Below are 23,020 nucleotides of genomic sequence, written 5' to 3'. Positions count from 1 at the left end.
TTCCTCAGATCTGCTTCGGTGGAGCCGGGCTCAGTGAATCCGAAGTGTTCCGACACATACCCAACCCACCGTCGGGAATGTCATGATGGTGCGCCTGGGGATGTACGTTGGATTCGTCGAATGATCGTCCCAGAACGTGATGTCGTTGTTTCCCGTGGAAATTTTATTCGCCCACCAGCAGTTCGGCGATCCGGTGAAATCGTACGACTTCCATGTCCCGGCATTAGCGAAGCATGTGTTGCCGTTATGTCCCCACAGTTCAACAAAATTTTGATCGCCGCACGGGACATTGTTGATGGCGTAAGCGCTGCCTGCCGGCGCTGCCAGCGTGAAAGCAGTCGCCAGTGCGGCCGTCACCGCGAGAGATTTAAACTTCGCGCGCATCATGCTCCTCGGATTCGCGTAGGTATGTTTTCTTCTTCACGGTAAGGGTTGTTGGGAAAGCCGTCAATCCCTGAAAGTGTGGAGACGGCTCTATGTCAAAGCGGCCCCAGCAGGGCTATTGATGCTTTTCTTCTCTCGTTCATCTGACGCTCGAATGTGTTGTGGATGATTTTCTCTCCCCGTTCATCCGACGCTCGAATGTGACAGGCGGCAGTCCGTCGTTGGCGCTGTGCCTCCTACTGGTGTTGTAGAAGTCCCATCGCCATCTGCGGCCAGGCGACCGTCAGCGCGGCGTCGTGATGCTTTGACATGGCGTAGCCGAGACGCCGCCGGGCGAACAGGTCCTCCACGGTGGCCAGGTACGGCGGCCTCTCGTCGGTGTCGAATCTGCGTGCCGTCGCCGACCCACAGCACGTCCGGGGCAACCGCGGGCGCTGATCGAGCCGGTGATAGCAGCTTGGAAGGCATCCCTCGGTCAGCGGGCACCAGGGCCGCTCTGCTTCGGCGCTGCGTGGTACCCACCGCATGGCCTCCCAGTACCAGCGAGCGCTGGAGGCGCCCGTCCCAGTCAGCCAGGACAGGGCGATGTTGTCCACTTGTTGCGACGCGCTCACCCCGCCGCCGGCCTCCGCTCGGGTGTCGGAGTAGACGGCGAACTTCTCGCCGAGCCACGCCGCCAGGCCGGCGGGCGAGTCGAGCAGGGAGTAGCCGAGCGTCTGCGGGCGCGTGCCCATGATCATCCCGAAGCCGTATCCGTCCGCGAGATGAATGTCACGCCGGGGGTGCCAGCCGCGCTCGCGTGGACGGTCGCTGAACCCGAACCCTGGCAGGGCCGGGACGATGACGTGGAAGGCGTCACTCGCGGAACCGCCATGGGCGACCGGATCACTGAGCGGCCCGAGGACGTTCTCAAATTCGAGGACAGAGCCCGGCCAGCCGTGGGTCAGCAACAAGGGGAGCGCCCATCCGCGACCGCCTGGGTCTCGATGGGGCCGACGGACGATGCCCGACAAGCGCACCGGGTCGTTCAGGCACCGGTGTGTGCTGGCGTCAGCTGGGTGAGGACGGCGTCGATGAGCGTGTCGGTGAACTCCGGAGACGCGGTCTGGCCGGTGACGAGGACGCGGTAGTAAATGGGCCCGACGATCTGGTCGACGGCGAGGTCGATGTCGATGCCGGGGTCGAGTGCGCCCCGGGCGACCGCGCGTTCGAAGGGAAGCCGGTCGTAGCCGCGTTGTTTGCTGAGGTGCTCGAAGCGCAACCGGGCGGCGAGCGCGGGGTCGTGCTGGGCTTGGGCGGTGAGGGCGCGGAAGACCGCGCCGGCGTCGGACTCGGTCAGGAAATGGGCGATCTTGCGGGCGTGGGTACGCAGGTCCTGTCGAAGGTCCGCGGTGTCTGATGGGATGAGGGCTTCGGCGGCGTCCTGGACGAAGGCGTCCATGAGGATGTCGTTCTTCGACGACCACCAGCGGTAGATCGTCTGCTTGGCCACACCCGCGCGTTCGGCGATCCCTTCGATGGTCAGCCGCGTGTATCCGACCTCCACCAGCAGGTCGTCGGCGGCTTCGAGCACGCTCTGGCGTGCTTCTTCGCTGCGGCCGTGCCTGTTCCCGCGGTGTCTGTTCGCCGCAGTGCCCATAGGTCCGTTCCCTTCGACCACCTGAGCTTAGCATCTTGTGTAGACGCAACGGTGTGTCTACAGTAGAGGCCATGAACACACTCACAACGACTGGCACAGCCGCTGTTCTGGATCGGCTGTTCGCGGCCGCCGATCTCGAAGAGGCGAACCCCGCACCATGGCCGCTGGACACGCCCTTCGCCGACGCCTCGGCGCAACAGCGCGCCGATGCGCTGGCGGGGGAGTACATGCCGATCTCCAGGTCAGGCGGCCAGCTGCTCTACGCGCTGGTACGCAACGGCCGCCCCGAGACGATCGTCGAGTTCGGCACCTCGTACGCCACCTCCACGATCCACCTGGCCGCAGCGGTCGCGGACAATGGCGTCGGCCACGTATGGACGACCGAACTCAGCCAGACCAAGGTCGACGCCGCGCGTAGCAACCTGGAGCAGGCCGGCGTGGCCCAGCACGTGACGATCCTGGCGGGCGACGCTCTCGTGACTCTGGCCGAGGTTCGCGGGCCCATCGGCCTGCTGCTGCTCGACGGCTGGAAAGACCTCTGTCTTCCGGTGCTGCGGCTGCTCGAAGACCGCCTCTCCCCGGCCGCCCTCATCGTCGCCGACGACACCACCTTCGCGAGCATGGCCGACTATCTCGCCTACGTTCGCGACCCCGCGCATGGATACGTCACCATCGCGTTCCCCGTGGAGGACGGCATGGAGATCAGCTGCCGAACCTGACGCTGCATCACGCCGGCCGGCAGCGGACACCAGAGCAGGGGCAGCCCTCTCTGCGTCGGTGGCGAGCGCCGGGCGTTCGGTCTGAGCGACGCCGACAAGCGGGCGGCGCTGGACTCCGGCAAGATGAACGATCCCAGGCGCGGGGCTGCCCGTGTCGGCGCGCAACACGCCGGCGCGGCGGATCCAGGCGCTGGTTCGGTGGCGACAGCTTGGCGCGGGAGGGCGCGAGGATCGAGGACGTGCGGCGCCGCCGAAGGGCCCGGGATCAATGCCCTGCCGGGCGTGCCGCCTCCAGCGCCGTGGCCACGGACGCGGCGGCGCGTTCGACGGCTCTGGTCCCTGGTCGCCGCCCGTTGTAGAAGAGGGTCACCGTGACGTTGGACAGGCGGAAGATCATGTAGGCCACGTACATGCCGTGCTTCTCCCTGTGGACAGAGGTGAAGGATTCCTCGCCGACCAAGGGTGTCCGGGAGAATGTGATGTCCGGGTGCTCGTCCCGCTGGTCCTGCAAGGTCTGTTTTATGCCGACGAAGCTGACTTTGGCTTCTTTGAGGGTGGGGAGCCGGTAGACGGAGACGGTCGCGTAGGAGCCGTTTGCGCCTCGGTATTGGCATATCACCCGGGTGCGATGATCGCTTTCGAGCCCGTCGCCGAGCAGCGTGCGTACCTGAGCCGCGGTCAGCACGCGACATGAGTGCAGGTTGGTGGTGAAAAGCGGCTTTCCGGTCGGCGAGGTGGTCACTGGCTGCGCGGACGGCGTGGTGGTGCGGCCTGGCTCACCGGCCGCGCCGAGGGCTTCGGGGCGGGAGATCCCCCAGATCACCGCACCCGTCGCGAGACTCAGCGCGATCGCCACCGCGCCCCCCACGACGGCGAACCGGCGCAGCGTGGGGGTGGACCTCCTCGCCGGGGGCCGGGTGATCTCGGGAGCTTCGCCGCGGGACGTCATCTCAAGCCACGCCGACGCCTGTTCGAGGGTGCAGCGTCGCTGAGGCTCCTTTTCCAGCAACCCGGCGAGGACGGGCGCGAGCGGACCCGCACGCTGAGGGGGCGCGGGCTCGCGCAGGAGCACGGAGGCCATGACGGCGGCCGCATTGGGGCCGGTGTAGGCCGCGGTGCCCTCCACCGCCACGTACAGGGTGGCTCCCAGTGACCACAGGTCGGCCTCCGGGCCGTCGGTTTCGCCGCGCAGCCGCTCCGGCGCGATGTAGCCGGGGGAGCCGTTCAGCAGGCCGGTCTGGGTCAGCGCGGCGTCCCCCGCCACGGTGGCGATCCCGAAGTCGGTCAGCAGCACACGTCCGTCCTGGGTGATCAGGACGTTGCCCGGCTTGACGTCGCGGTGCAGGACCCCCATCGCGTGCGCGGCGGCCAGCGCGTCGAGCATGTGCCGCCCGATCCAGGCGACCTGGGCGAGTGGCAGTGGTCCGTCCTCGCGTACGATCCGGTCGAGAGAGCGGCCGTTGACCAGCTCCATCACGATCCACGGCCGGCCGCTGTCCATGACGACGTCATGCACCGTGACGATCGACGGATGAGACCGCAGCCGCGCTGCGGCACGGGCCTCACGCAGGGTCCGTTCGGTCAGTTCCGTCCTGGCCGCCTCGTCCAGGTCTGCCGGCAGCCGTACTTCCTTGATAGCGACCTGCTGACGCAGTAGTTCGTCGACGGCCAGCCACACGGTGCCCATGCCGCCCTGACCCAGCTGCGACATCAGCGAATAGCGGCCTGCCAGTATCATCGCCGTACCCCCGGTGCGTGGCAGCGCGCGTCATCGCGGCATGAGCGAGCCGAACGCGGTCGAACCCCGGCCGACGTAAGGTCCGCCGCCATCTGTTCCTCCTGAAAATGAGGGGCCGTATGGATCGGCCGTCCGAGCCGACGGCGGCCGAGGGCACGCTCGTGCCTTGACGACGCGCTCCTGGCCGGCATCGAACGGATCACCGGCGGGGTGGCCGCAACCGAGTCGGCTCAGTCCCAGAGTTCCGTCACAGCACCACCATGCAGACGTACCCGCACGAGATGGCGCTCGCTCCGCAGTGCGCCTCAGCGGGGATGTCGAGCTGCCCGTAGACGTTGTACGCCCAGACAACGATCCTTCCACCGGCGGTGAGTGCCATGCTGGCCCCGTTCCCCGCGGAGATCGCGACAACATCGGACTGCGCCTCGTACGGGACTTCCAATTGTCCGTACTCGTTGTTTCCCCATGCGATCACGGCACCGTTCTTGAGGGCGAGGCTGAACGCGGGGCCTGCGGAGATGGCGGTGACACCGGACTGCGCTTCGGCGGGCACCGTCAGGTTCGCAGGAAGGTCGGGTCCCCAAGTAATGACGCGGCCGTCCTCCCGCAGCGCAAGAGCATGTTGCCTGGCAGAGATCGCGACGATACCCTCCTTCGCTTCGTCAGGAACGGCGACGAATCCACGCCATTGGATGACGCCGCCGTCCTTGAGAAAGAGCCCGTACGAGCTTCCGCCATTCGCGCCGGCCATTGCGGTGACACCGGATTCGGTAGCTTCAGGGAGGACTAATTCGCCGTCGCGGGTGCCGCCCCAGACGATTACGCCCCCGTCTCTGAGCGCAAAGGAATAGCGGCCGGCCGTCTCGATCGCCGTGACGTCTTTGGTCGCCGCAACAGGTACTCGAGACAACCTTTGCTGGTTGGGATCCTGGAGGTTGAAGTTTCCCCAGGTGGTCACCCGCCCGTCCTTGAGCATCAGGTTGTACAGGTTCGCGCATGCCCCGGCGGAAACGGCGGTCACTCCCGAGAGCCCCGCCTCGGGCACTGCCGGGGCATTGGCCGGACCCCATTGGATGATCTTGCCTTCGCCCGGAGCGCACGCCTGCGCCTCGTAGCCTTCGGCTGTGATCGATGTCGTCCCTGAGCGGGCTTGGGCAGTGGACACTTGCAATACCGTTCCGCCCAGCACGGCGGTCGGCAGGCCGACCGCAACTGTACGCATGAGCTGACGTCTACTGATCACGAAGCCTCCATGACGTGGTGTGACCCCTCACCGGGATGCTTGATTTGCACGGCCTGTTTAGGTTTGTGTGGCGTATCCCATGAACCCGGCGGCTAATGCGGCGATCATAGTAGCGGTGAAGGAAAGGGGATGAACCCCTTTCTTTATTCGTTTCTGTGGAGGTTCTGTATAGCGTACGAATCGGGAGTAAGTCGAGTCGACGACATCACACCCACACAGACCGACCGTCAGCCACCGGATGAGCACGCCGACTAGCTCTCGTGCTTATCGCAACACATCTGATCATTAGGGCGTATTGATAACCTCTCGGTTGGCATGAGGCTGCCAAACCGTGCAGCCTCATGCCAAGAGCAGATCGTGCGGACATCACAGCGCGTCGCCCCATAATGGGCTACGAATCAGCCCGCGTGGCCGGCAGACGTTGCTGGACTGCTCAACGGCTCGCCCGGCTATATCGCACCTGAGCGGTTACGTGGCGAGGCCGACGATCCAGCGGCCGATCTGTGGTCGCTGGGAGCCACCCTCTACGCGGCGGCGGAGGGCCGGGCAGCATTCGCGGCCCCAACTCGGCGGCGGTACTGCTGCGGGAGCCCAGCCCTACTCGCCTGGCCGCGCCTGTCACGACGGGCGCTGTCGAGCAGTGTCCGGATTATGACGATGTCATGGTCAGCACGTGAGCGGCTCTCTGTTCCGCGGGTGGCCTGGTCGGCAGGCTTGCAGGCATGACAGACGTGGTGCGGTTGGACGCGGTGAGCAAGGTGTACGGCAAAGGCCAGAGCGCGGTCGCGGCCCTGCGTGAGGTGTCGGCGAGCATCGTCGGCGGGTCCTTCACCGCCGTGATGGGGCCTTCAGGATCGGGCAAGAGCACGTTCCTGCACTGCGCGGCCGGACTGGACGTGCCCTCCTCCGGCTCGATCCGGTTAGGCGGCACCGAACTGGCGAACATGTCCGAAACGCAGCTGACCGAGCTGCGTCGCCAGCGGGTCGGCTTCGTCTTCCAGGCGTTCAACCTCGTGTCGTCGCTGACCGTGGCGGAGAACATCACCCTGCCGCTGCGCCTGGCCGGCGTCAAGGCAGACCCCGCCTGGCTGGCCGAGATCGTGCGCCGGGTCGGTCTGACAGGCCGTACCGAGCGACGGCCGGCGCAGCTGTCGGGCGGCCAGCAGCAACGGGTGGCGATCGCCAGGGCGCTGGTCACCCGGCCCGAGGTGGTCTTCGGTGACGAGCCGACCGGCGCTCTCGACACGATGACCGCCCGCGAGGTGCTGAAGCTGCTGCGTGAAGTGGTCGACAACCTGGGGCAGACGGTGGTGATGGTCACCCACGATCCGGTGGCCGCCTCCTATGCCGACAGTGTGTTGTTCCTGGCCGATGGCCGAATCGTCGATGCGATGAGCGCGCCGGGCGCGGACAAGGTAGCTGAGCGGATGACCAGGCTGGGGGCATGGAAGTGATCGCGTGGAAGATGATTCGGCACCGCAAGGCCGCCTTCGCGGGCGCGTTCGTCGCGCTGCTGTGCGCGGCGGCGCTGGTGTGCGCGTGTTTGATGCTTCTGGAGACGGGGTTGCGCGGCAGCGTGGCACCGGAACGGTACGCGGGAGCGCCGGTGATCGTGGCCGGCGACCAGTTCGTCCGCGAGACAGTCGTGAAGTCCAGCGGTAAGTCCAAGACCAAGGCCAAGGCGCTGTCGGAGCGCAGGTGGATTCGAGCCGAACTGGCCGACCGACTCCGCCAGACGCCCGGGGTCACCAGGGTGGTGCCGGAGGTGAGCTTCCCGTTCGCGGGACGTTTTCTCGGGCATGGGTGGGAGTCGGCGGAACTGACCCCGTTCACCATCGCCCGAGGCCGCGAACCCAAGAGCGACGACGAAGTCGTGGTCGATGCCCGCAACACTCACGCGGTCGGTACCAAGCTGGCCGGCTACCAGGTGGTCGGCGTTACCGCGCAGGCGCTGCCCAGCCAAGACACCCTGTTCTTCACCACCGCTCAAGCCCGCAAGCTCGCCGGACGACCCGGTCAGCTCACCGCCATCGGAGTCTTCCCCCACAGGGACGTCCACGTAGAAGGCGCCCTCACCTACACCGGTGACGAACGCGGCACGGTGGAGTTCCTGGGCGCGGAGAACGCCCGGATCAAGCTGATCAGCTTGGGCGGCGCGCTGGCCGCCACCTCGCTCCTGGTGGCCATCCTGGTCGTGGTCGGCACGTTCGCCCTGTCCATTCAGCAACGCCAGCGCGAGCTCGCCCTGCTACGCGCCATCGCGGCCACCCCCCAGCAGATCCGCAGGCTCCTCGGCGGCGAAGCCCTCACCATCAGCGTGGTCGCCGGGCTGCTCGGCTCGGCCGCTGGGATCGGCGTGGGTTTCTGGCTACGCTCCCGTTTCGTGGAGTTGGGCGCGATGCCCGCCAATCTCCATCTGGTCGTCAGCCCGTTCCCCGCCGTGGGCGCCCTGGCCGCCACGGTGGCCGCCGCCTGGGTGGCGGCCCGCGTCTCGGCCGGCCGCACCAACCGGATCCGGCCGGTTGAAGCGCTGGGTGAGGCGGCGCTGGAACGCCCCGGCCTGCCCACGGGGCGGTTGATCGCGGGGCTGGTCTGCGTGGCGGGAGGCACCGCGTTGACGATCCTGTTGTCGTTCCTGACCACCGAGGCCGCCTCCAGCCCGGTGACCCTACTGACCGCGCTGGTGTGGACCACCGCCGTCACCCTGCTGGGCCCGTTGCCGGCCCGCGCCGCGCTGGCGCTCCTGGCGCGGCCGCTGGCCACCTCCCGCGTCGGCGGCTACCTGGCCGCCCGCAACCTGAGCTCCGGAACCAAACGCATGGCCTCGGTCATCTCCCCTCTCACGCTGATGGTGGCGCTCACATGCACGATCTTGTTCGTACAGACCACGCTGGGCCACGCCGCCCAGCAGCAGGTCGCCGCGGGCGGCCGGGCGGATCACGTGGTCACCGGCGTCAGTGCGGCCGCCGTCCGTGAGGTGCCCGGCGTGGTCGCGGTCAGCCAGGTGCTGCGCACGTCGGTCCGGGTCGGGCTTACCAAATACAGCGCCCAAGCCGCCGACGTCGACCCGCGCACCATGGATCTCGGTATCACCGCGGGCTCGATCAACGATTTCGGCACGAACTCGGTCGCCCTCAGCCAGACGGCCGCCTCCCGGCTTGACAAGAACGTCGGCGATGAGCTCGAACTCACCCTCGGGGACGGCACGCCCGCCACGCTCAAGGTGGCCGCGATCTACTCGCGGGGTCTCGGTTTCGGCGAGCTCACCGTTGCCCGCCCGCTCGTGGCGGGGCATGTGGACGATCCGTCCGGGACGCTGCTGGTGGCCGGCGGCACCGCCGACGGCCTGCGCCAGGCGCTGCCCGCCGCTACCATCCTGGACCAGGCACAGGCGGTCGAGATCAGCGCGCCCAACGCCGAGGTCAACTACGTCGCGATGGGCCTGATCATCGCGTTCACCGCGATCGCCGTGGTGAACACGCTGGCCATGTCCAGCGCCGACCGCACCCGCGAGCTGGCGTTGCTGCGCCTGGTGGGCGCCACCAAGCGGCAGGTCCTGCGCATGCTGCGCTTGGAGACCCTCACCTCGGTGCTCATCTCGGTGGCGGCCGGGACCGCGATCTCGCTGGCCACGCTGTCGGCCTTCGGAATCGGGATGACCGGTTCGGCGCTGCCGCACATGCCCCTCAGCACCTACGCGGCGGTGATCGCCGCTGTGACGGCGCTGGCGCTGCTGGCGACCGCCCTTCCGGCGCGGCTGGCGCTCCGGCAACACCCCGCCGAGGCGATCGGCGGACGCGATTAGACGCTGCGCATCGCACTGCCGGGGGTGACGCGTACTCGGAAAGCAGGCTTCGGAACTGGCGTGGACAGGACCTTAGAAGAGCCCCATCCTCCCAGTTCAAAGGCACCTTTCTCATGTAAACGAGCAGCCCGGCTCAAGCTCCCCGCGAAAGCCCGAGGCTAGTGACGCATGCTCGTCCTCCTCGCATGGCTGATGCCGGTAGCGGCCGCGCCAGCCAAGTCTTCTCCGCTGATTCTCGCCGCCTCCCCGCTCGTGCCGTTCTTCACGCCCACCTGCTACGCCAACCGCAAGAACGAGAACAGGACACGCCGCCATGCAGTTCCACAATGACCTGGTGATCAACCGTCCGGCCCGCGAGGTGTTCCGATATCTGGCGGATCTGGAGAACCTTCCCCGCTGGAACTACGCCATCGCCGAGACACGGAAGATCTCGCCCGGCCCGCCCGCCCACGGAAGCACCTACCTGCAGACGCGCACGCTGCCCAGACCCATGCAGGAGACCCTTGAGATCTCCCGCTACGAACCCGACCGACTGCTGGCCGTCACCGGCGGCTTCGGCGATCTGGAGGGCACCTCCACCTACACGCTCGAGTCCAACGGCGAAACCACCAGGCTGACCAACGAGATCGAACTGGTAGGCCGCGGACTACTCCGCGCCTTCTCCGCACTCGCCACCGCCACCGTCAAACGAGCCGTCGCCGAAAACCTCACCGTGCTCAAGCACCTCCTGGAGAACACCGCGGGGACACCGTAACGGGTGGCCCCGGTGACCCGCCCTGAAACCCGCCGCCTCATCGCCGTCGTACACCCCCGGCCGCGGCCCAACCCGGCCGACGGGCGAAATCCCGACCCGAGCGTCGGCGTCATCGACGCCCAAAGCGTCAAGACCTCCACTCCCGATCCAGGCTCAGTCGTCGTCTCTGGACTCCAGATTGTCAACCTCGGACGGCCCTACCGGCACAGCATTACCGGACCTACGGTCCCTCGGCTGCGCATGAAGTGAGACGCGGAACTCTCGTGGTGACATCCCAACAACGCGCCGAAAAGCGGTACTGAATGCACTTTCGGACTGGTATCCGATGGCCGCTGCTATGGATGTGAGGGAGTCCTGCGTACGCAGTGCGGCACGCGCTAGCTGCATTCGCCACTCACTGTGTACACCTGCCCCTGGAAGGGGCAGGCCGAGTATCACTCCCTCGTCGGCGGCCCGAAGGATGTCGCTTGGGCGTACGTTGCACCCAACGCGGATGCCGTCAAGCGGGTCGGCAGGGACTTTGCCAAGTTCGTCGCGTTCGATCGTGCCGTCGTCATTAGCGAGTAGCCCGTAGCCATGGTAGGAGGACCTTGCGCGTCTGCCTTTACGGCCCCCCCGACGAGCTGCAGCACGCCGGGGTTCGCTGATGCGGACTAGCGGAAGCCGGTGACTCGGAAGACGGAGAGCATGTCGCTCTCGCGCGGGTCCGGGATGTCATGGAAGGGGTAGAAGGACGCCTCTACGCCGACCCAGCCGCGGAAGCCGGAGTCGTCGTCGATGATCTGCATCATCGGTTTCACATGGGAATTGCCGCCGTAGCATGCTTCCTTGTCGGTGCCGTTCTTGTTCCTGGTCCGGCAGGTGCACCAGTGCCAGTGCGTGTCACGCCGGTCGCCGCTGGATACCTGAACGATGTAGTTCTGAAGCGAGCTGTCATTGATCGTGCTTCCGCCTCCGGTGCCTTCGCAGCCGCCGCTCTCTTGGCAGGCGTTCATGGAGCTGGGCTGGAGGTAGGTCAGGCACCAGGTCGTGGTCGAGCAGTTTCGAAAAACGGGGAGATTGAAGGCGCCGCCCGCTGCCGGGGTTCTGGCGATCTTGTCGTGTGCCCAGTTGACCTGGTCTTGTGCCAGCTCGCCGACGTACGTCTTCACACTGTCCATGGCTCGACGTGCGGTCAAAGGCGCGTTGCTGCCGTAGGCGTACCCGTAGTTGGCGAGGGTGTTGAACGCGAAGTCGAGGCGGGCGAGCTTGCCGTCGGGGTGCGAGGCGATGGTCCACTGCTCCGACCATTCCTGGCCGGTGTTCCAGGTGATGTGCAGGCGGCTGTCAGTGATGGCGAACCTGCCCGTTCTGGTTTCCGTCGGATTGGCCATGTAGCCTCCGGCGGTCAGCACGTTGCAGGTGCGTACCAGTGTCTGTCCGACCGCCAGCCTGCTGGTGGAGCAGGAACCATCCGGTTTCGTGCCGGTGCTCTGGCGGTCGACGGGAGCACGCTGCCACCACAGGTACGTCCTGGCGCGGACGGACCCGTCGGTGGAGAACTGGTAGTTGCCGAGACGCACCCAGTTGTCCCTGGCGGAGCCGCTGGACAGGGATCCGATCGCGACGACGAAATTCGCTTTCCCACCAGGCAGGGCGACGGCGACGGCGGTCGCGGGGGTGGACAGGAAAGGTATCAGGAGGGTGAAGAGTAGGGGCATGAGGAGTCTGCGCATGAGAGCCTCCAGGTTCGGCATCGGCCGGAACTTGCCATTACTTCAGGGTGCCCTTGAGATTTCCGGGCCCTTGCTCAAAGTGGGATCGACGCGCTGGGCCGGCCGCGATACATACGCCGCCGGCGCTACCGGCCGACAACGCGAGAGCCCCCTGGGCGATGACGCGCCCAGGGGGCTTGACCGTGGGAACGGATCAGCGGTTGACGAGGTCGGGGCTTGTGTTCGAGGATCCACACTGCGAATGCCGGGACCCGTAGGCCTTCTCGGAAGTGCGATCCGATCGCCGCGCATTCCGCCCCGCTAAGCCGACCTTGCCGCTTCAGGCTCGATCAAGCAGGCCGGGAGCGGTGGCTATGGATTTAGATCCACTTGCAGCCGGTCGTCCTGTAGCACCAACCCTCGGCTCGGACAGTGCCGCCCACTTTGTATTCGACCCAGACTTTATCGAACCCGCCTCTTCTGTCGGTCGTCAGCGTCTCTTTGACAGTGAAGTCACCTGCCGTGCACATCGAACCAGTGGAATCCCTGTCATCCACGTAGTAGCCGGCCCAGCCCTCGAAACCGGTCTGCCCACAGCTGGCGCCGGCCGCGACGTGCATCTTGCCGGTGATCGTGACGTCGTACCCGGAGTCAGACCAGGACACGGTTCCTTCCGTGAAGCTATTGCCATATTTGGCCAGGTAGTCGTGACTTGGCCCGGCGGCCATTGCCGGTGTGGCGAGTAGCGTACCCAGTATCGCAAGAGTCGAGATTGACCCAGCTGCGATGCGCGTGGCCAGCTTCATGAATTACTCCCTTGTGCAGGTGTGGGATGGATGGTCGGGCGTTTTTCCTGACTATTACGGTCCAAACCGTAAACTGGTAATTTCTCGGTGTCAATGGGGCGAGTAAAGATGGTTCTGACCTGTGGGGTCGGTTGAATATAAGCCATGGCGAAGGCATTGGTCGGAGATTTCTAAGCAGAAAATCGGAGGCACAATTCGGGGGCGCGCTTGGTTGAGGAGCTGCGCTTTAGTCGTCGGCCTCGAGTATCCGGCGCACGGCTGCATGAGTTTGCGCCGTGGGGGGCCGTATTGGTGCCCTCAATTAGAGGGTCCGGTTATGCGCTCTATCTACGCTAGGACGTTCTCCGTATTAAGGGCGGACGCGGACAGCTCGCCTTCCCCCTTGATCTCGTGCGTACGAGATCATTATGGGGCGGTGCGGTGTGACCTCCGCAAGACCGTGCCCTCGGCATCAAGTTGCACAGGCGTGCAGCCTGATGCCATTGCTCTCGGGGGACCGCGCTGGTCGCCCGCCCTGCCGCCTAGCGCCGCCGTGCACTCCCATCGAGCTTGCCGCCGTCCGCCCCTGGAAGATCTAACGCCTGCGGTTGTACGACAAGGATCAGCTCGTGCACGTCAGGTGCGGCGGCTCGACACGGGATCGTCGTTGCTGTCACCTGGACGCTGGGCCGGTTCAGGCCTGGGCTGCCCGGCCCGCCGGGGATGATCAGCAGCACGCCGCGGCGCAACGCGGGCTTGGCGGTGTGTCGACGACTCTGCCGAACCGCGGATCTCCGAACCAGCGACCGCGTCAACGAAGACCCGTGGCCTCATCACGAACTGGACAAGACGCTCATCTGACGAAGTCGGCCGCACCCCGTAACGCTCACCTCCTCGCCTGTAGGCTTGCCCAGGTCTGACGCGGGGGGTGGGGTGTCGCAGGTTCCGGTGCCGCGCCTGGCGCGAGCGATCGTCGTCGTGGTGCTCGCCGGGCTCACGTCCGTCTATCTGCTGGCGGGCTCGCCACTCGCGATCGTGGCGTTCGGGCTGCAACTCGTCTACGTGTTGCGCTCCCTGCGGCGGTTCAGGCGACCGTGGCTGCTGATCCTGCAGGCACTGGTCGGCTACGCAGCAACGCTGGGCTTCGGCACCTCGGTCGGGCTCCTCGGCTTTCTGGGCGGGTCGCTGCTGCTGACCCCGGCATGGCCGCTGGCCCCACTGGTGGCCGTCAGTGCCGCCGTCGTCGGTCCGGCTGATCCCGCGATCAGCATGGTGCTGGTCGCCCTGGTGGTTTACGGTCTCACTCGGCTCACCGATCGAGTGGAGGAGATGCATGCCGCCCGGCTGGCCATGGCGCTGGCGGCAGCGGCTGAGGAGCGGTTGCGCATCGCCACCGGGCTGAGCGACGGTCTCGGCAGAGGGCTGACGGCTATCGCCACAGGCGTCCGGTCTGTCATGGATCGGCCGGAAGGCTCGGTGGAGATCCTCGGCGAGGTCGTCGGCACCGCCCGCGGCTTCCTGGCCGATGCGAGGAACGCCGCCGCCGGCTACCGCGCCACGTCACTCGTGCCCGAGATGACGACCGCCCGCGCGATGCTGACGGCTGCGGCGATCAAGGCGGAGACGCGTGTCGGACACTCCGAGCCGCTCGGCCCAGCGGGCGCGCTGCTCGCGTCGGTGCTGCGAGAGGTGGTGACCGAGGCCGTACGGCAGAACACGGCCAGAACGTGCGTCATCGAGACCACCACGGCTGACGGGATGGTACGGCTACGCGTCAGCCACGACGGCGCCCGGACGGTCGAGGACGAGGGCCTGGCCGACCTGGCTCGGCAACTGAGTCAAGCCGGTGGCCGCCTGACCACGGGCCTGTCCGCCGAGGGCTGGTTGGCCGTCGATGCCGTACTGCCCGAGAGCCCGGCGGAGGCCACCGAGGATCCGGGCGCGTACAGGCTGTCCGTCGCGCTGCTCACCGCCGTGCTGGTCGGGTTCTCGATCAAGGCGCTACTGTTCGTCCCCGCGAACCTGGTGGTGCCCGCAGCGGCGTGTCTCGCCGTGATCGTCATCATGCAGATCCGTTGGATCAGCGGGCGTCACATGGGTGCGCTCGCGTTGCTGGTGCTGCTCGCCTACCTGCCGATCCCGGTGTTCGGGAGGGCCTGGCTCGGCTCGGCCGGGTTCCTCGCCGGTCCGGTCCTGCTCGCGTTCCCGTGGGCTGTGGCCTGGCCGTTGGTCGGGTGCGTGATGGCGAGCGTGGCGGTGAGCGCAGTGCTGCTCGGCCTCCCCTTGCCGCTGACGGTCAATTTCACCGCGAGCACGCTTGTGACCGGGCTGGTCGTGTACGGACTGCTCGAACTCGCCCGGCTGGTGAAAGAATTGCAGGAGGTCAGGCAGGCGCTGGCCCGCTCTGCTGTGGTCGAGGAGCGCCTGCGCGCCGCTCGTGACCTGCACGACCTGCTGGGGCACAGCATGGCCGCGATCCTGCTCAAGTGCGAGCTGGCCAGACGCCTGGATCCTGCTCGGGCCCGTGCCGAGCTGGAGGACGTGCTGGTGATGGCCGAGAAGGCAGAGGCGGATCTGCGGGTGGTGTCCGGTGGGCGGCCGGCGATGTCACTGGCCGAGGAGGGCGAATCGGCACGGTCGGTGCTGGCCGCCGCAGATATAGAGGTGGAGCTCGACTTCGCGCACGAAGAGCTGTCGCCCGAGGTGGAGAACGTCTTGGGCACCGTGCTCCGGGAAGCGGTGACCAACGTGCTCAGGCACAGCTCGGCTCGGTATTGCCTGATCACGACGGTGGTCGAGGAGAGCGTGGTACGACTCCGCGTACGCAATGACGGCGTGCGTTCGTCAGGGGGACGGCCGGGTTCGGCCGGGATCGGCAACCTCACCACCCGCCTGGCGGTGCTGGATGGCGGGCTCGGCACGGTTCGTGAAGACGGCTGGTTCGAGTTGACGGCCCAGGTGCCGAGCTTCTCGCCGGTCGGTTAGATCCAGCCCGCCTCGGCGGCGATGCGGACGGCGTCGGTGCGGTTGCGGGCGTTGAGCTTGGCGACGATGGCGGTCAGGTAATTGCGTACCGTCCCCGCGCCGAGAAAGAGCTGGGCCGCTATCTCGGTCGCGTCGGCGCCGCCTGCCACCAGGCGCAGCACGTCCGCCTCCCGGGGCGTCAGCGGGTTGTCGGCCAGATCCCAGGCGGTCACCGCCAGGGAGGGGTCGAGTACCCGTTCGCCCGATGTGACTGCGCGGATCGCCGTGACCAGTTCCTCCGGCGGCGCGGTTTTCAGCAGATACCCGTCCACCTGAGCCGCGAGCGCGCGGCGCAGGTGGCCCGGTTTGCCATGGCCGGTCAGCATGAGCGTGCGGCACGACGGCAGCTTCGCGCGCAGCTCAGCCGCAGCGGCCAAGCCGTCGAGCGCGCCGGGCATGTCGATGTCGAGTACCGCGACATCCGGGCCGTGAACCAGCGCCGAGGAGACGGCGGCGTCGCCCGACTCGACCGCGGCCACGATCTCCAGGTCCGGCTCGAGGCTGAGCAGTGCGACCAGGGCGCCCCTGATGACGTGCTGGTCCTCGGCTAGAAGCACACGAATCACAGGGATATGTCTATCAGCGTCCGGATCATGATGAGGTCACGGCACACGCGTGACCGTATCTCTGGTCCGCGCCGTACCTGGTCAGCAGGGTAGAAGCCATGACACACGTGGCGGGCTTGGACGCGGTCAGCGAGGTGTACGGGAAGGAACAGGGCGCGGTTGCGGCCCCGCGTGAGGTGATGAGGCAGTCCACGTCGTGGACTCCTTGATGGCTCCCGCTTCGGAGCGAGTTCCCGAGCGCTACGCGGGCGCCCCTGTGGGATCCCGGGGTCTCATGGGTGGTCACCTACGAGACCTTCCCTGCCTACGTCGGGGTCGCCGGTTCCGGGGCAACGGCTGGGAATCGGCGACTCCCACCCCGTTCGCGTGGCGTGCGGGAGGGGTTGGGCTGGCCCATCGTGACGCTGCTCGGCCCTCGCCTACGGCCTGATCGAGGAAGGTCAGGGTGGGTCACATCCGCCGGGTTGTGTGTGTCATCTCGTGTAATGGCGCATTTTCTGATGCTTTTTTTGGGGGATTGTTGTGAGCCTTGCTGGGGTCGGTGTGACCGAGTTTGAGGAGGAGGTGTATCGGGCGCTGCTGCGTGGAGGGGTGGCGGAGGGTGCGCCCGAGGGCGTGCGGGTGGCGATTGCGCGGTTGGTGGAGCTGGGGCTGGTCCGGCTGGATGGGGGCGAGGGGGCGGTCGCGGTGGGGCCGGAGGTCGGGATCACGCGTTTGGTCAGGCGTCGGATGCTGGAGGCGAACGCGGAGTTGCGTCGTGTTTGTGAGGCGTGGGAGACGCTGCCGGCGTTGATGTCGGAGCGGCGTGGGTGGGGTTTCGGCGATGTTGTGGAGCGGGTCGAGGAGGCGGAGCTGGATGAGCGGATCTGTTCGCTCGCGCTGGATGCGGGGGAGGTGCTGGCGATGCGTGATCAGGAGTGGCGGGTTGGGGCGGAGGTGTTGTCTCGTCTTCTGCGGCGTCTCGGTGAGGGGGTACGGTGGCGCACGATCATTCCGCGGGAGCTTCTGAAGGATGCGGAGGCGGTGGAGTACGGTACGCGTCTGCATAGGGCGGGGGATCGGCATCGGGTCGCCGATAGCGCGGTTCAGCCGTTGGTCATCGTTGATCGGTCGGTGGCGTTTGTGCCGGCGGTGGTGAACGGTCGCCGCTCTGGTGCGCTGATGATCCGTCAGTCGGGTGTGGTGGCGCCGTTGGTGGATCTGTTCGAGCGGGTGTGGGACCATGCGATCGATCTTGAGTTGGACGTGTCGGCTGGGCTGAGCGCGCGAGAGCGGCGGATCCTTTTCCTGCTGGCCACGGTTGCCAAGGATGAGATCGCGGCGCGCGAGATGGGGATGAGCTTGCGGAGTTATCGGCGGCATGTGGCGGATCTGCTCGCCCGGCTCGGTGCTGTCAATCGCATCCAGGCCGCCGTCCTGGCCAAACAACGAGGCTGGATCTAGGGATCAAGCGGGGGCACCGGGGTTCACCCCGAAGTGTGGACACCGGCTGTCGTACGGCTGCACATCCCCGGTGCGAGATTGTCAACGCGATCCTCTACCTGGTCCGCTCGGGCTGTCCGTGGCGGTAACCTGCCGGCCAACGTGGCTTCCCCGTTCACCGTCAACGGCATACTCGTCGGATCACCTGCGGACAACCTGCCCGCCGACAGCTCCGCCGCACCTTCACCTGGACCTGATCAACATCGCACACACTGGCTAACGACGAGCCGGTCGCGGCGGTGTTCAGGTACGCGTTGTGGACCCGCTGTCGTTTCCGTCCAAGACGGCCACCGCGGCCGCGATCTAGCGTGGACCCGGCAGCTTGCCCGAGCATGAGGAGACAGCACAATGCGTAACCTGGTCTACACCGGTTTCATGTCGCTCGACGGCGTCGTGGACTCGCCCGGCGGCGGGCCCGGAGAGGAGCACCGCAGCGGCGGGTGGGTGGTCAAGGACCTCGAGTTCGTCCCAGAAGCCTGGTCGCTTAAGGGCGAGGAGCTCACCGACACGACGGCACTGATGTTCGGCCGTCGCAGCTACGAGGCGTTCGCGCCGGTCTGGCCCGGCTCGGAGGACCACGCCGGCTACAAGGAGCTGCCCAAGTATGTGGTTTCGACCACGCTGTCTGACGACGCCATCGTCGACGGGTGGGGGCCGACCACGATCCTGCGCTCGACCGAGGACGTCGCCGCGCTCAAGGAGGGCGAGGGCGGCGCGATCTTCATCCACGGGAGTGCGGAGCTGGCTCGGCGGCTGTCAGACGCGGGTCTGATCGACCAGTACAACCTGCTCGTCTTTCCCGTGCTGCTCGGTGCCGGGAAGAGCCTGTTCGGCCGGGCCGACCGAGACAAGCACATGCTGGAGCTGCGGGAATCGCAGAGCTACTCGAACGGGATCCTGAAGCTGGTTTACGACGTCAAGCGGTGATCCAGGTCGAGGGCGATCGCGCCGCCGGCGCCCTCGCGCAGCTGTTTGGGGGTGCGTCCGACGTAGGAGCGCAATGCCCGGGCCAGGTGTGGCTCGTCGAAGTAGTCGAGCTTGGCAACGACGTCGGCGGCCGGGGCACCGGCAGCCAGCAGCTCCGCCGCCGTGCGGGCGCGCTTGATCTGCCGGACGGCGCCCTGCGTCAGTCCAGTCGCGGCGCGGAACCGGCGTTCGACCGTGCGCCCCGAGACGGCCGGGCGGTGACCCCGCAGCACGTCGGCGACGAGCAGGTCACGGACCACGATCCCGGCCCGGGCGAGACTTTCGACCAGAGCCTCGGCGTCGTCGGGGCTGGGCGTCTCCCAGCGCGCGCCGTCCAGCCGGAACGTCCGGCGCGTGGTGTCGGGGAGCCCGATGCCGCCGTCGACCAGCGCCGGCGTGGGCAGGGCCCGCAGCGAGGTGCCCACGGCGAACTCGATGCCCGTAAAGGTCGCGCCCTCCGGCACCGGCGCCGTGCCAGTCCGGGTCTCGGGACCGGTGATGCCCGCGTACGCCTGGCCGGCCTGTTCCCAGAACACCAGCCCCCAACGCACCCCTGCGACGGACGTCATCGCCGTGACCTGCTCACTCGTGCATGTCCACACGGCGTCGACCCACGTCGAGTCCGACCCGCGCGTCTTGAACCGCAGTCCCACAGGCGGAGGATACGTCGCTTCGCGTTCTCGGTGGCTCGCCCGGCCATGCGGCTTTGCGCTACGGCAAGCTGTGCGGGCTGCGCTGAACCGAGGGTGTAGATGGGTTTGGGCTGGCTGCAGCTGCCCGATCTTATGATCGTCGCATCTGGCCCGTGTTCCGGACGTGATCCGGACGCGGCAGGATCACCATCATGAGAAGGGTGATCACTACTTTGGTGGCCTGTGGTGCGCTGCTGACGGGCGCTGCTCCGGCACAGGCGGTGATCAAGGACCCCGTTCAGGCGCTGAAGGCCGTTCTGGCGCCCGGACACGGCGTGCACTTCACCGAGACGAGCACCCTGTTGGACGGCATCGTCGGACAGGCGGAACGCCGGCGCAAAGGGGTCTTCGAGTACAACGCCAAGGGTGGTGTCAAGGCCCTGGACGTCACCACCACCGGGGGTGAGCACGGGCGTGAACGCGTCATCGGCTTCAACCACGCCATTGGCGGCACTGGCTACCGGTCCGGCGGCCTCTTGGGGAAATGGCTGAAGAAGGGCAAGACCTGGTGGAAGGATTCCCACCAGTTGCACCTCTGGCATACCGAGTTGCTCGGCTACGACGAGCAACTCGTTAACCCGGCCGAATCCACGACCCTGGCCGCCCTGCTGAAGAACGGGCAGCGGAGCAGGGACACGGTCACCGGCGCGATCACCTTCAAGAAGCTTGAACAGGTCTCCCATTGGGCGGAGCACTCGACCCACGCCGGTTGGGATCCGGACACAACCCTCGCCTACACCGTCACGCTGACCTCCGCGGGCCTGGTCAGCAGGGTGCAGAGCACGTTCACGTTCGCCGGTGGTCTCGACGAACCGGTGGGCAAGACCCTCCACGTCGACACCCGCTACAGCCGGTGGGGCGGCAAGGTATCGATCAAGGCGCCGGACCCCCGCGGGACGACCACCGAGCTCTGCATCGAGGGCATCTGCAATTGGCGCCTTCCGAGCTGACCACACGGTTGCTGTTCCACATTCAACCGAGCGCCGGGGAAGCATGTCCGACACGACGACCTCGCCCGCGCGCCACCGGCACAGCTGCTCGGTGGTGGCGGCCGGCGTCGGGTCAAGGGACTGCGCCGGGAGGAGGTCGCGGTCCTCGCGAACGTCGGGTCGACCTGGTACACGTGGCTTGAACAAGGGCGCGACGTGCAGCCGAGTGTTGAGGTGCTGACAGCGATCGCGGACGCATTGCGGCTCTCGCGCGGCGAACGCCGGCACCTGTTCCTCCTCGGCGGACACGCGGACGTCGAAAAGCCCTCTAGCTCCGAAAAGGTCAGCGACCAGCTGCAAGGACTGTTGGACAGCCTCTCCCCGCACCCGGCGGTGGTGATGTATCCCTGGTTCGAGCCCTTGGCCTACAACGCACCGTTCCGCTTCATGATCGATGACGTGGAGGCACTGCCGGCGGCCGATCGCAATTGCGCCTATCTGCACTTCACCCACCCCGACTGGATCGCCGGACACTCCGACCACGAGCAGGAGTGCGCAGCCATCGTGGCCGAACTGCGCGCGTACTACGGCGAGTCGGTCACAGATCCTGCTTGGGAGCCGTTACTCGGCCGGCTCCGCCAGAAGTCACCGCTGTTCGTGCGCCTGTGGGACCAGGCGGACGTGTCCACAGATCCCGAACGGGTGAAGTGCGTCCGGTCGCTGCACGTTGGCAAGCTGTCCCTGCACACCATCACGATGCTGCTCCAGGCAAACCCCCGCACCCGTGTCGTCGCGTTCCAGACTTATGTCAGCTTATGTAGCCGACTGTCTGGAATCTGTGGCGCGGGAGAATCCGCGCTGGGGTTACGAAAGTATCCAAGGCGAACGACGGCACCTGGGCCACCCGAGTCAGCGGTGCGACGTTCCCCACCGCGTCCCGTCCTGGATCCGATCACTGATCCAGAGCGGATCGCGAGCTTGATCGTACGCCGTCGAGACCGGCTCGGCGGAGTCCTCCACGAGTTCTCTCATGCCCGCTTGAACTGCATGGATGGAATTTTCGGCAGGCACAGGGTCGACCAGGTCAGTCCTGCCGGATGGCGGAGTTCGAGGGTGTGGCGTTCATCCGGTCGGATGTCGAGCGGTTCTGTGCCGAGCTGATCGGGTTGGCTCCGGCGATCAGACTGCGGCGGCTCGCGGAATTGCCTGACAAGTGATCCATCTACCCAATCAGGAAGGAGCACTAGGCCCGCAGGGCCAGGCCGGCGACGGCGCCGAATCGGGCCCGGAGTCGAGTCACGTCGACAGGCTCCCGGCCGTGGGTGAGCTCGTCGACGACGATGCCGTCGATGAGGGCCATCAACAGGCTGCCGTGTTCGGGGTCGCCGAAGACGGCTGTCGCCAGGGCTTGGAGGTCGGCGACGATCGCCGCCGCCGTCGCCTTGGTCAGTTCGCGGGTCTGCGGGTCGAGCGTCAGCAGCATCCTGGCCCGGCTGCGCGCCCGGGCGGGGCCGAGCCAGTGGGCGAGCAGCCGGGTGCCGTCGGCGATCAGGGCGGCGGCGTCGAAGTCGGTGACCGTGCGGCCGGCGAGTGCCGCGTCGAGGTCGGCCCGGTCGAGTTCGGCGATCCGGTGCAGGACCGCGGCCAGCAGCGCCTGGCGGGTGGAGAAGTGGTAGCTGCAGGTGCCGGCGGGTAGGCCGGCGGCGACGTCGACAGCGCGATGGGTGAGTGCCCTGAGGCCCGCTTCGCCCACGATGCCGAACGCGGCGTCAGCCAAGATCTGCTTGCGATCGGGGTCACGTGCGCTCATGTAGCAAGATGCTACACCCGTAGTGTTTACTACGTCTGTAGCGTCACTGGATCGAACGGAGCCTCCTCATGTCGTCAACCCTCGCGTACCGGATCGGCGCTTGGTCGTGGATCGTCTGCGGGGCGGGCCACACTGTCCTGGACGTCGCGATGCGACTGTCCCCGAAGCCCGACGAGGAGCGTGTCGACGCTGCGCTGCGTGCCCATGTCTTCGAACTCGGCGGTATCCAACGCACCAGCTACGAGGTCATGCAGGGGATCAGCCTGGCGATGGGGGTGGCGATCGTGACGGTCGGCGTGCTGCTCCTGTTCGTCGGGCGACTCGCGTCCTCATCCGACCGGACCCGACCCGCGATCCTGATCGGGCTGGTCACGTCGGTGGTGATGCTCGGCCTGTCCGTGGCGCTGCTGCCGTCGCCGCCGATCGTGCTGCTCACGGTGGCCAGCGTGTCCTTCGGGATCGCCCTGCTTCGCGGTGAGCCCATCGCCGTCCCGCGCTGACCGTCGGGAAGACCGGGGTCTTCCGTGGAAATGGCCGGCCGTTGCCGAACAAGTGCAGGTGGTGCTGCTGCCAGCCCATCGCGACCTGGACAACCTGGTGCAGCTGGTCCAGGGTCGCGGTCGACGGCAGATGGACGCGTCGCGCCGCCACACCGGCAGGTGAACCTCGCGCAGGGTGACCTTGATCTGGCGGGTGGTGCCTTTCGGGTGCGGGTCCCCTCGGCGGCGCCTTCCTTGCGGTAGGCGCGCAGAGCGAGACGGCCGCCCTCGGCGTTGACGGTCAGGCCGGC

The 23,020-nt window shown here is 67.0% G+C and carries 24 protein-coding genes; 12 read left to right on the top strand and 12 right to left on the bottom strand.

What is annotated here, in order from left to right; translation table 11 throughout:
- Positions 1-30: 30 nt before the first annotated feature.
- The 3 genes from ACIBQX_RS13660 to ACIBQX_RS13650 form a co-directional block, all read right to left on the bottom strand.
- Positions 31-387 carry a beta/gamma crystallin domain-containing protein gene (locus ACIBQX_RS13660; protein ID WP_397004049.1) on the bottom strand — a complete coding sequence of 119 codons (357 nt, stop codon included), beginning with the start codon at positions 385-387 and terminating at the stop codon, positions 31-33.
- Positions 388-620: 233 nt separating this feature from the next.
- A complete protein-coding gene (locus ACIBQX_RS13655; protein ID WP_397004048.1) occupies positions 621-1,337 on the bottom strand; it encodes a hypothetical protein in 717 nt (238 codons plus the stop codon).
- A gap of 74 nt (positions 1,338-1,411) precedes the next feature.
- Entirely contained in the window at positions 1,412-1,957 is a 546-nt protein-coding gene (locus ACIBQX_RS13650; RefSeq protein WP_397004046.1) for a TetR/AcrR family transcriptional regulator, read from the bottom strand.
- 137 nt (positions 1,958-2,094) lie between these two features.
- Here ACIBQX_RS13650 and ACIBQX_RS13645 point away from each other — a divergent pair, with 137 nt between their 5' ends.
- The gene (locus ACIBQX_RS13645) at positions 2,095-2,742 is read left to right on the top strand and encodes an O-methyltransferase (protein WP_397004044.1); all 648 of its coding nucleotides are present in this window, start codon (positions 2,095-2,097) and stop codon (positions 2,740-2,742) included.
- A 265-nt stretch (positions 2,743-3,007) separates the two neighbouring features.
- On the opposite strand, the gene ACIBQX_RS13640 is transcribed toward ACIBQX_RS13645, so the two are convergent.
- Together ACIBQX_RS13640 and ACIBQX_RS13635 are read right to left on the bottom strand one after the other, a co-directional pair.
- Complete coding sequence (locus tag ACIBQX_RS13640) at positions 3,008-4,453, bottom strand: protein kinase (protein ID WP_397004042.1); 1,446 nt, start codon at positions 4,451-4,453, stop codon at positions 3,008-3,010.
- Positions 4,454-4,727: 274 nt separating this feature from the next.
- Positions 4,728-5,723, bottom strand: coding sequence for an RCC1 domain-containing protein (locus ACIBQX_RS13635; protein ID WP_397004040.1), 996 nt, complete (start codon positions 5,721-5,723; stop codon positions 4,728-4,730).
- A gap of 722 nt (positions 5,724-6,445) precedes the next feature.
- Between ACIBQX_RS13635 and ACIBQX_RS13630 the strand changes: the two genes are divergently transcribed.
- The 4 genes from ACIBQX_RS13630 (at position 6,446) to ACIBQX_RS13615 (ending at position 10,282) form a co-directional block, all read left to right on the top strand.
- Positions 6,446-7,177, top strand: a complete 732-nt coding sequence (locus ACIBQX_RS13630; RefSeq protein WP_397004038.1) for an ABC transporter ATP-binding protein — start codon at positions 6,446-6,448, stop codon at positions 7,175-7,177.
- Complete coding sequence (locus ACIBQX_RS13625; protein ID WP_397004036.1) at positions 7,168-9,528, top strand: FtsX-like permease family protein; 2,361 nt, start codon at positions 7,168-7,170, stop codon at positions 9,526-9,528. Before ACIBQX_RS13630 ends, ACIBQX_RS13625 begins: the two co-directional genes overlap by 10 nt.
- Positions 9,529-9,696: 168 nt before the next feature.
- A complete protein-coding gene (locus ACIBQX_RS13620) occupies positions 9,697-9,858 on the top strand; it encodes a hypothetical protein (RefSeq protein ID WP_397004034.1) in 162 nt (53 codons plus the stop codon).
- The gene (locus ACIBQX_RS13615) at positions 9,842-10,282 is read left to right on the top strand and encodes an SRPBCC family protein (RefSeq protein ID WP_397004032.1); all 441 of its coding nucleotides are present in this window, start codon (positions 9,842-9,844) and stop codon (positions 10,280-10,282) included. Before ACIBQX_RS13620 ends, ACIBQX_RS13615 begins: the two co-directional genes overlap by 17 nt.
- A 153-nt stretch (positions 10,283-10,435) precedes the next feature.
- Here ACIBQX_RS13615 and ACIBQX_RS13610 read toward each other — a convergent pair whose 3' ends face one another.
- Positions 10,436-10,669: a helix-turn-helix domain-containing protein gene (locus tag ACIBQX_RS13610; protein ID WP_397004030.1), complete on the bottom strand. Its 234-nt coding sequence runs from the start codon at positions 10,667-10,669 to the stop codon at positions 10,436-10,438.
- Positions 10,670-10,681: 12 nt separating this feature from the next.
- Between ACIBQX_RS13610 and ACIBQX_RS13605 the strand changes: the two genes are divergently transcribed.
- Positions 10,682-10,849, top strand: a complete 168-nt coding sequence (locus tag ACIBQX_RS13605) for a DUF427 domain-containing protein (protein ID WP_397004028.1) — start codon at positions 10,682-10,684, stop codon at positions 10,847-10,849.
- 86 nt (positions 10,850-10,935) lie between these two features.
- Here the strand turns inward: ACIBQX_RS13605 and ACIBQX_RS13600 are convergent, their stop codons facing one another.
- Positions 10,936-11,997 (bottom strand): hypothetical protein, encoded by a 1,062-nt coding sequence (locus ACIBQX_RS13600; protein ID WP_397004026.1) that lies wholly within the window; start codon positions 11,995-11,997, stop codon positions 10,936-10,938.
- A gap of 359 nt (positions 11,998-12,356) precedes the next feature.
- Positions 12,357-12,782, bottom strand: coding sequence for a hypothetical protein (locus tag ACIBQX_RS13595; protein WP_397004024.1), 426 nt, complete (start codon positions 12,780-12,782; stop codon positions 12,357-12,359).
- Positions 12,783-13,667: 885 nt separating this feature from the next.
- Here ACIBQX_RS13595 and ACIBQX_RS13590 point away from each other — a divergent pair.
- Complete coding sequence (locus ACIBQX_RS13590) at positions 13,668-15,746, top strand: histidine kinase (protein WP_397004022.1); 2,079 nt, start codon at positions 13,668-13,670, stop codon at positions 15,744-15,746.
- Here the strand turns inward: ACIBQX_RS13590 and ACIBQX_RS13585 are convergent.
- Positions 15,743-16,351, bottom strand: coding sequence for a response regulator (locus ACIBQX_RS13585; RefSeq protein ID WP_397004020.1), 609 nt, complete (start codon positions 16,349-16,351; stop codon positions 15,743-15,745). The two genes, ACIBQX_RS13590 and ACIBQX_RS13585, sit on opposite strands and share 4 nt — an antisense overlap.
- Before the next feature lie 543 nt (positions 16,352-16,894).
- Between ACIBQX_RS13585 and ACIBQX_RS13580 the strand changes: the two genes are divergently transcribed.
- Entirely contained in the window at positions 16,895-17,794 is a 900-nt protein-coding gene (locus ACIBQX_RS13580) for a hypothetical protein (RefSeq protein WP_397004018.1), read from the top strand.
- A 387-nt stretch (positions 17,795-18,181) separates the two neighbouring features.
- Positions 18,182-18,760 (top strand): dihydrofolate reductase family protein, encoded by a 579-nt coding sequence (locus ACIBQX_RS13575; RefSeq protein ID WP_397004016.1) that lies wholly within the window; start codon positions 18,182-18,184, stop codon positions 18,758-18,760.
- Here ACIBQX_RS13575 and ACIBQX_RS13570 read toward each other — a convergent pair.
- Entirely contained in the window at positions 18,742-19,452 is a 711-nt protein-coding gene (locus ACIBQX_RS13570) for a helix-turn-helix domain-containing protein (RefSeq protein WP_397004014.1), read from the bottom strand. The genes ACIBQX_RS13575 and ACIBQX_RS13570 overlap by 19 nt on opposite strands.
- Positions 19,453-19,643: 191 nt before the next feature.
- Here ACIBQX_RS13570 and ACIBQX_RS13565 point away from each other — a divergent pair, with 191 nt between their 5' ends.
- Both ACIBQX_RS13565 and ACIBQX_RS13560 read left to right on the top strand, forming a co-directional pair.
- On the top strand, positions 19,644-20,441 hold the full coding sequence (locus tag ACIBQX_RS13565; protein ID WP_397004012.1) for a hypothetical protein: 798 nt from the start codon (positions 19,644-19,646) through the stop codon (positions 20,439-20,441).
- 84 nt (positions 20,442-20,525) lie between these two features.
- A complete protein-coding gene (locus ACIBQX_RS13560; protein WP_397005423.1) occupies positions 20,526-21,581 on the top strand; it encodes a helix-turn-helix transcriptional regulator in 1,056 nt (351 codons plus the stop codon).
- Positions 21,582-21,663: 82 nt separating this feature from the next.
- Here the strand turns inward: ACIBQX_RS13560 and ACIBQX_RS13555 are convergent, their stop codons facing one another.
- The gene (locus tag ACIBQX_RS13555) at positions 21,664-22,230 is read right to left on the bottom strand and encodes a TetR/AcrR family transcriptional regulator (RefSeq protein WP_397004010.1); all 567 of its coding nucleotides are present in this window, start codon (positions 22,228-22,230) and stop codon (positions 21,664-21,666) included.
- Positions 22,231-22,298: 68 nt separating this feature from the next.
- Between ACIBQX_RS13555 and ACIBQX_RS13550 the strand changes: the two genes are divergently transcribed.
- A complete protein-coding gene (locus ACIBQX_RS13550) occupies positions 22,299-22,730 on the top strand; it encodes a hypothetical protein (protein WP_397004008.1) in 432 nt (143 codons plus the stop codon).
- Here the strand turns inward: ACIBQX_RS13550 and ACIBQX_RS13545 are convergent.
- Entirely contained in the window at positions 22,663-22,881 is a 219-nt protein-coding gene (locus ACIBQX_RS13545) for a hypothetical protein (protein ID WP_397004006.1), read from the bottom strand. The two genes, ACIBQX_RS13550 and ACIBQX_RS13545, sit on opposite strands and share 68 nt — an antisense overlap.
- Positions 22,882-23,020: the final 139 nt, after the last annotated feature.

It is taken from the genome of Nonomuraea sp. NPDC049714, from assembly GCF_044465295.1.
Classification (GTDB): domain Bacteria; phylum Actinomycetota; class Actinomycetes; order Streptosporangiales; family Streptosporangiaceae; genus Nonomuraea.
Note: the sequence above shows the minus strand (reverse complement) of the source record. Positions and strands in the feature narration are given on the sequence as shown.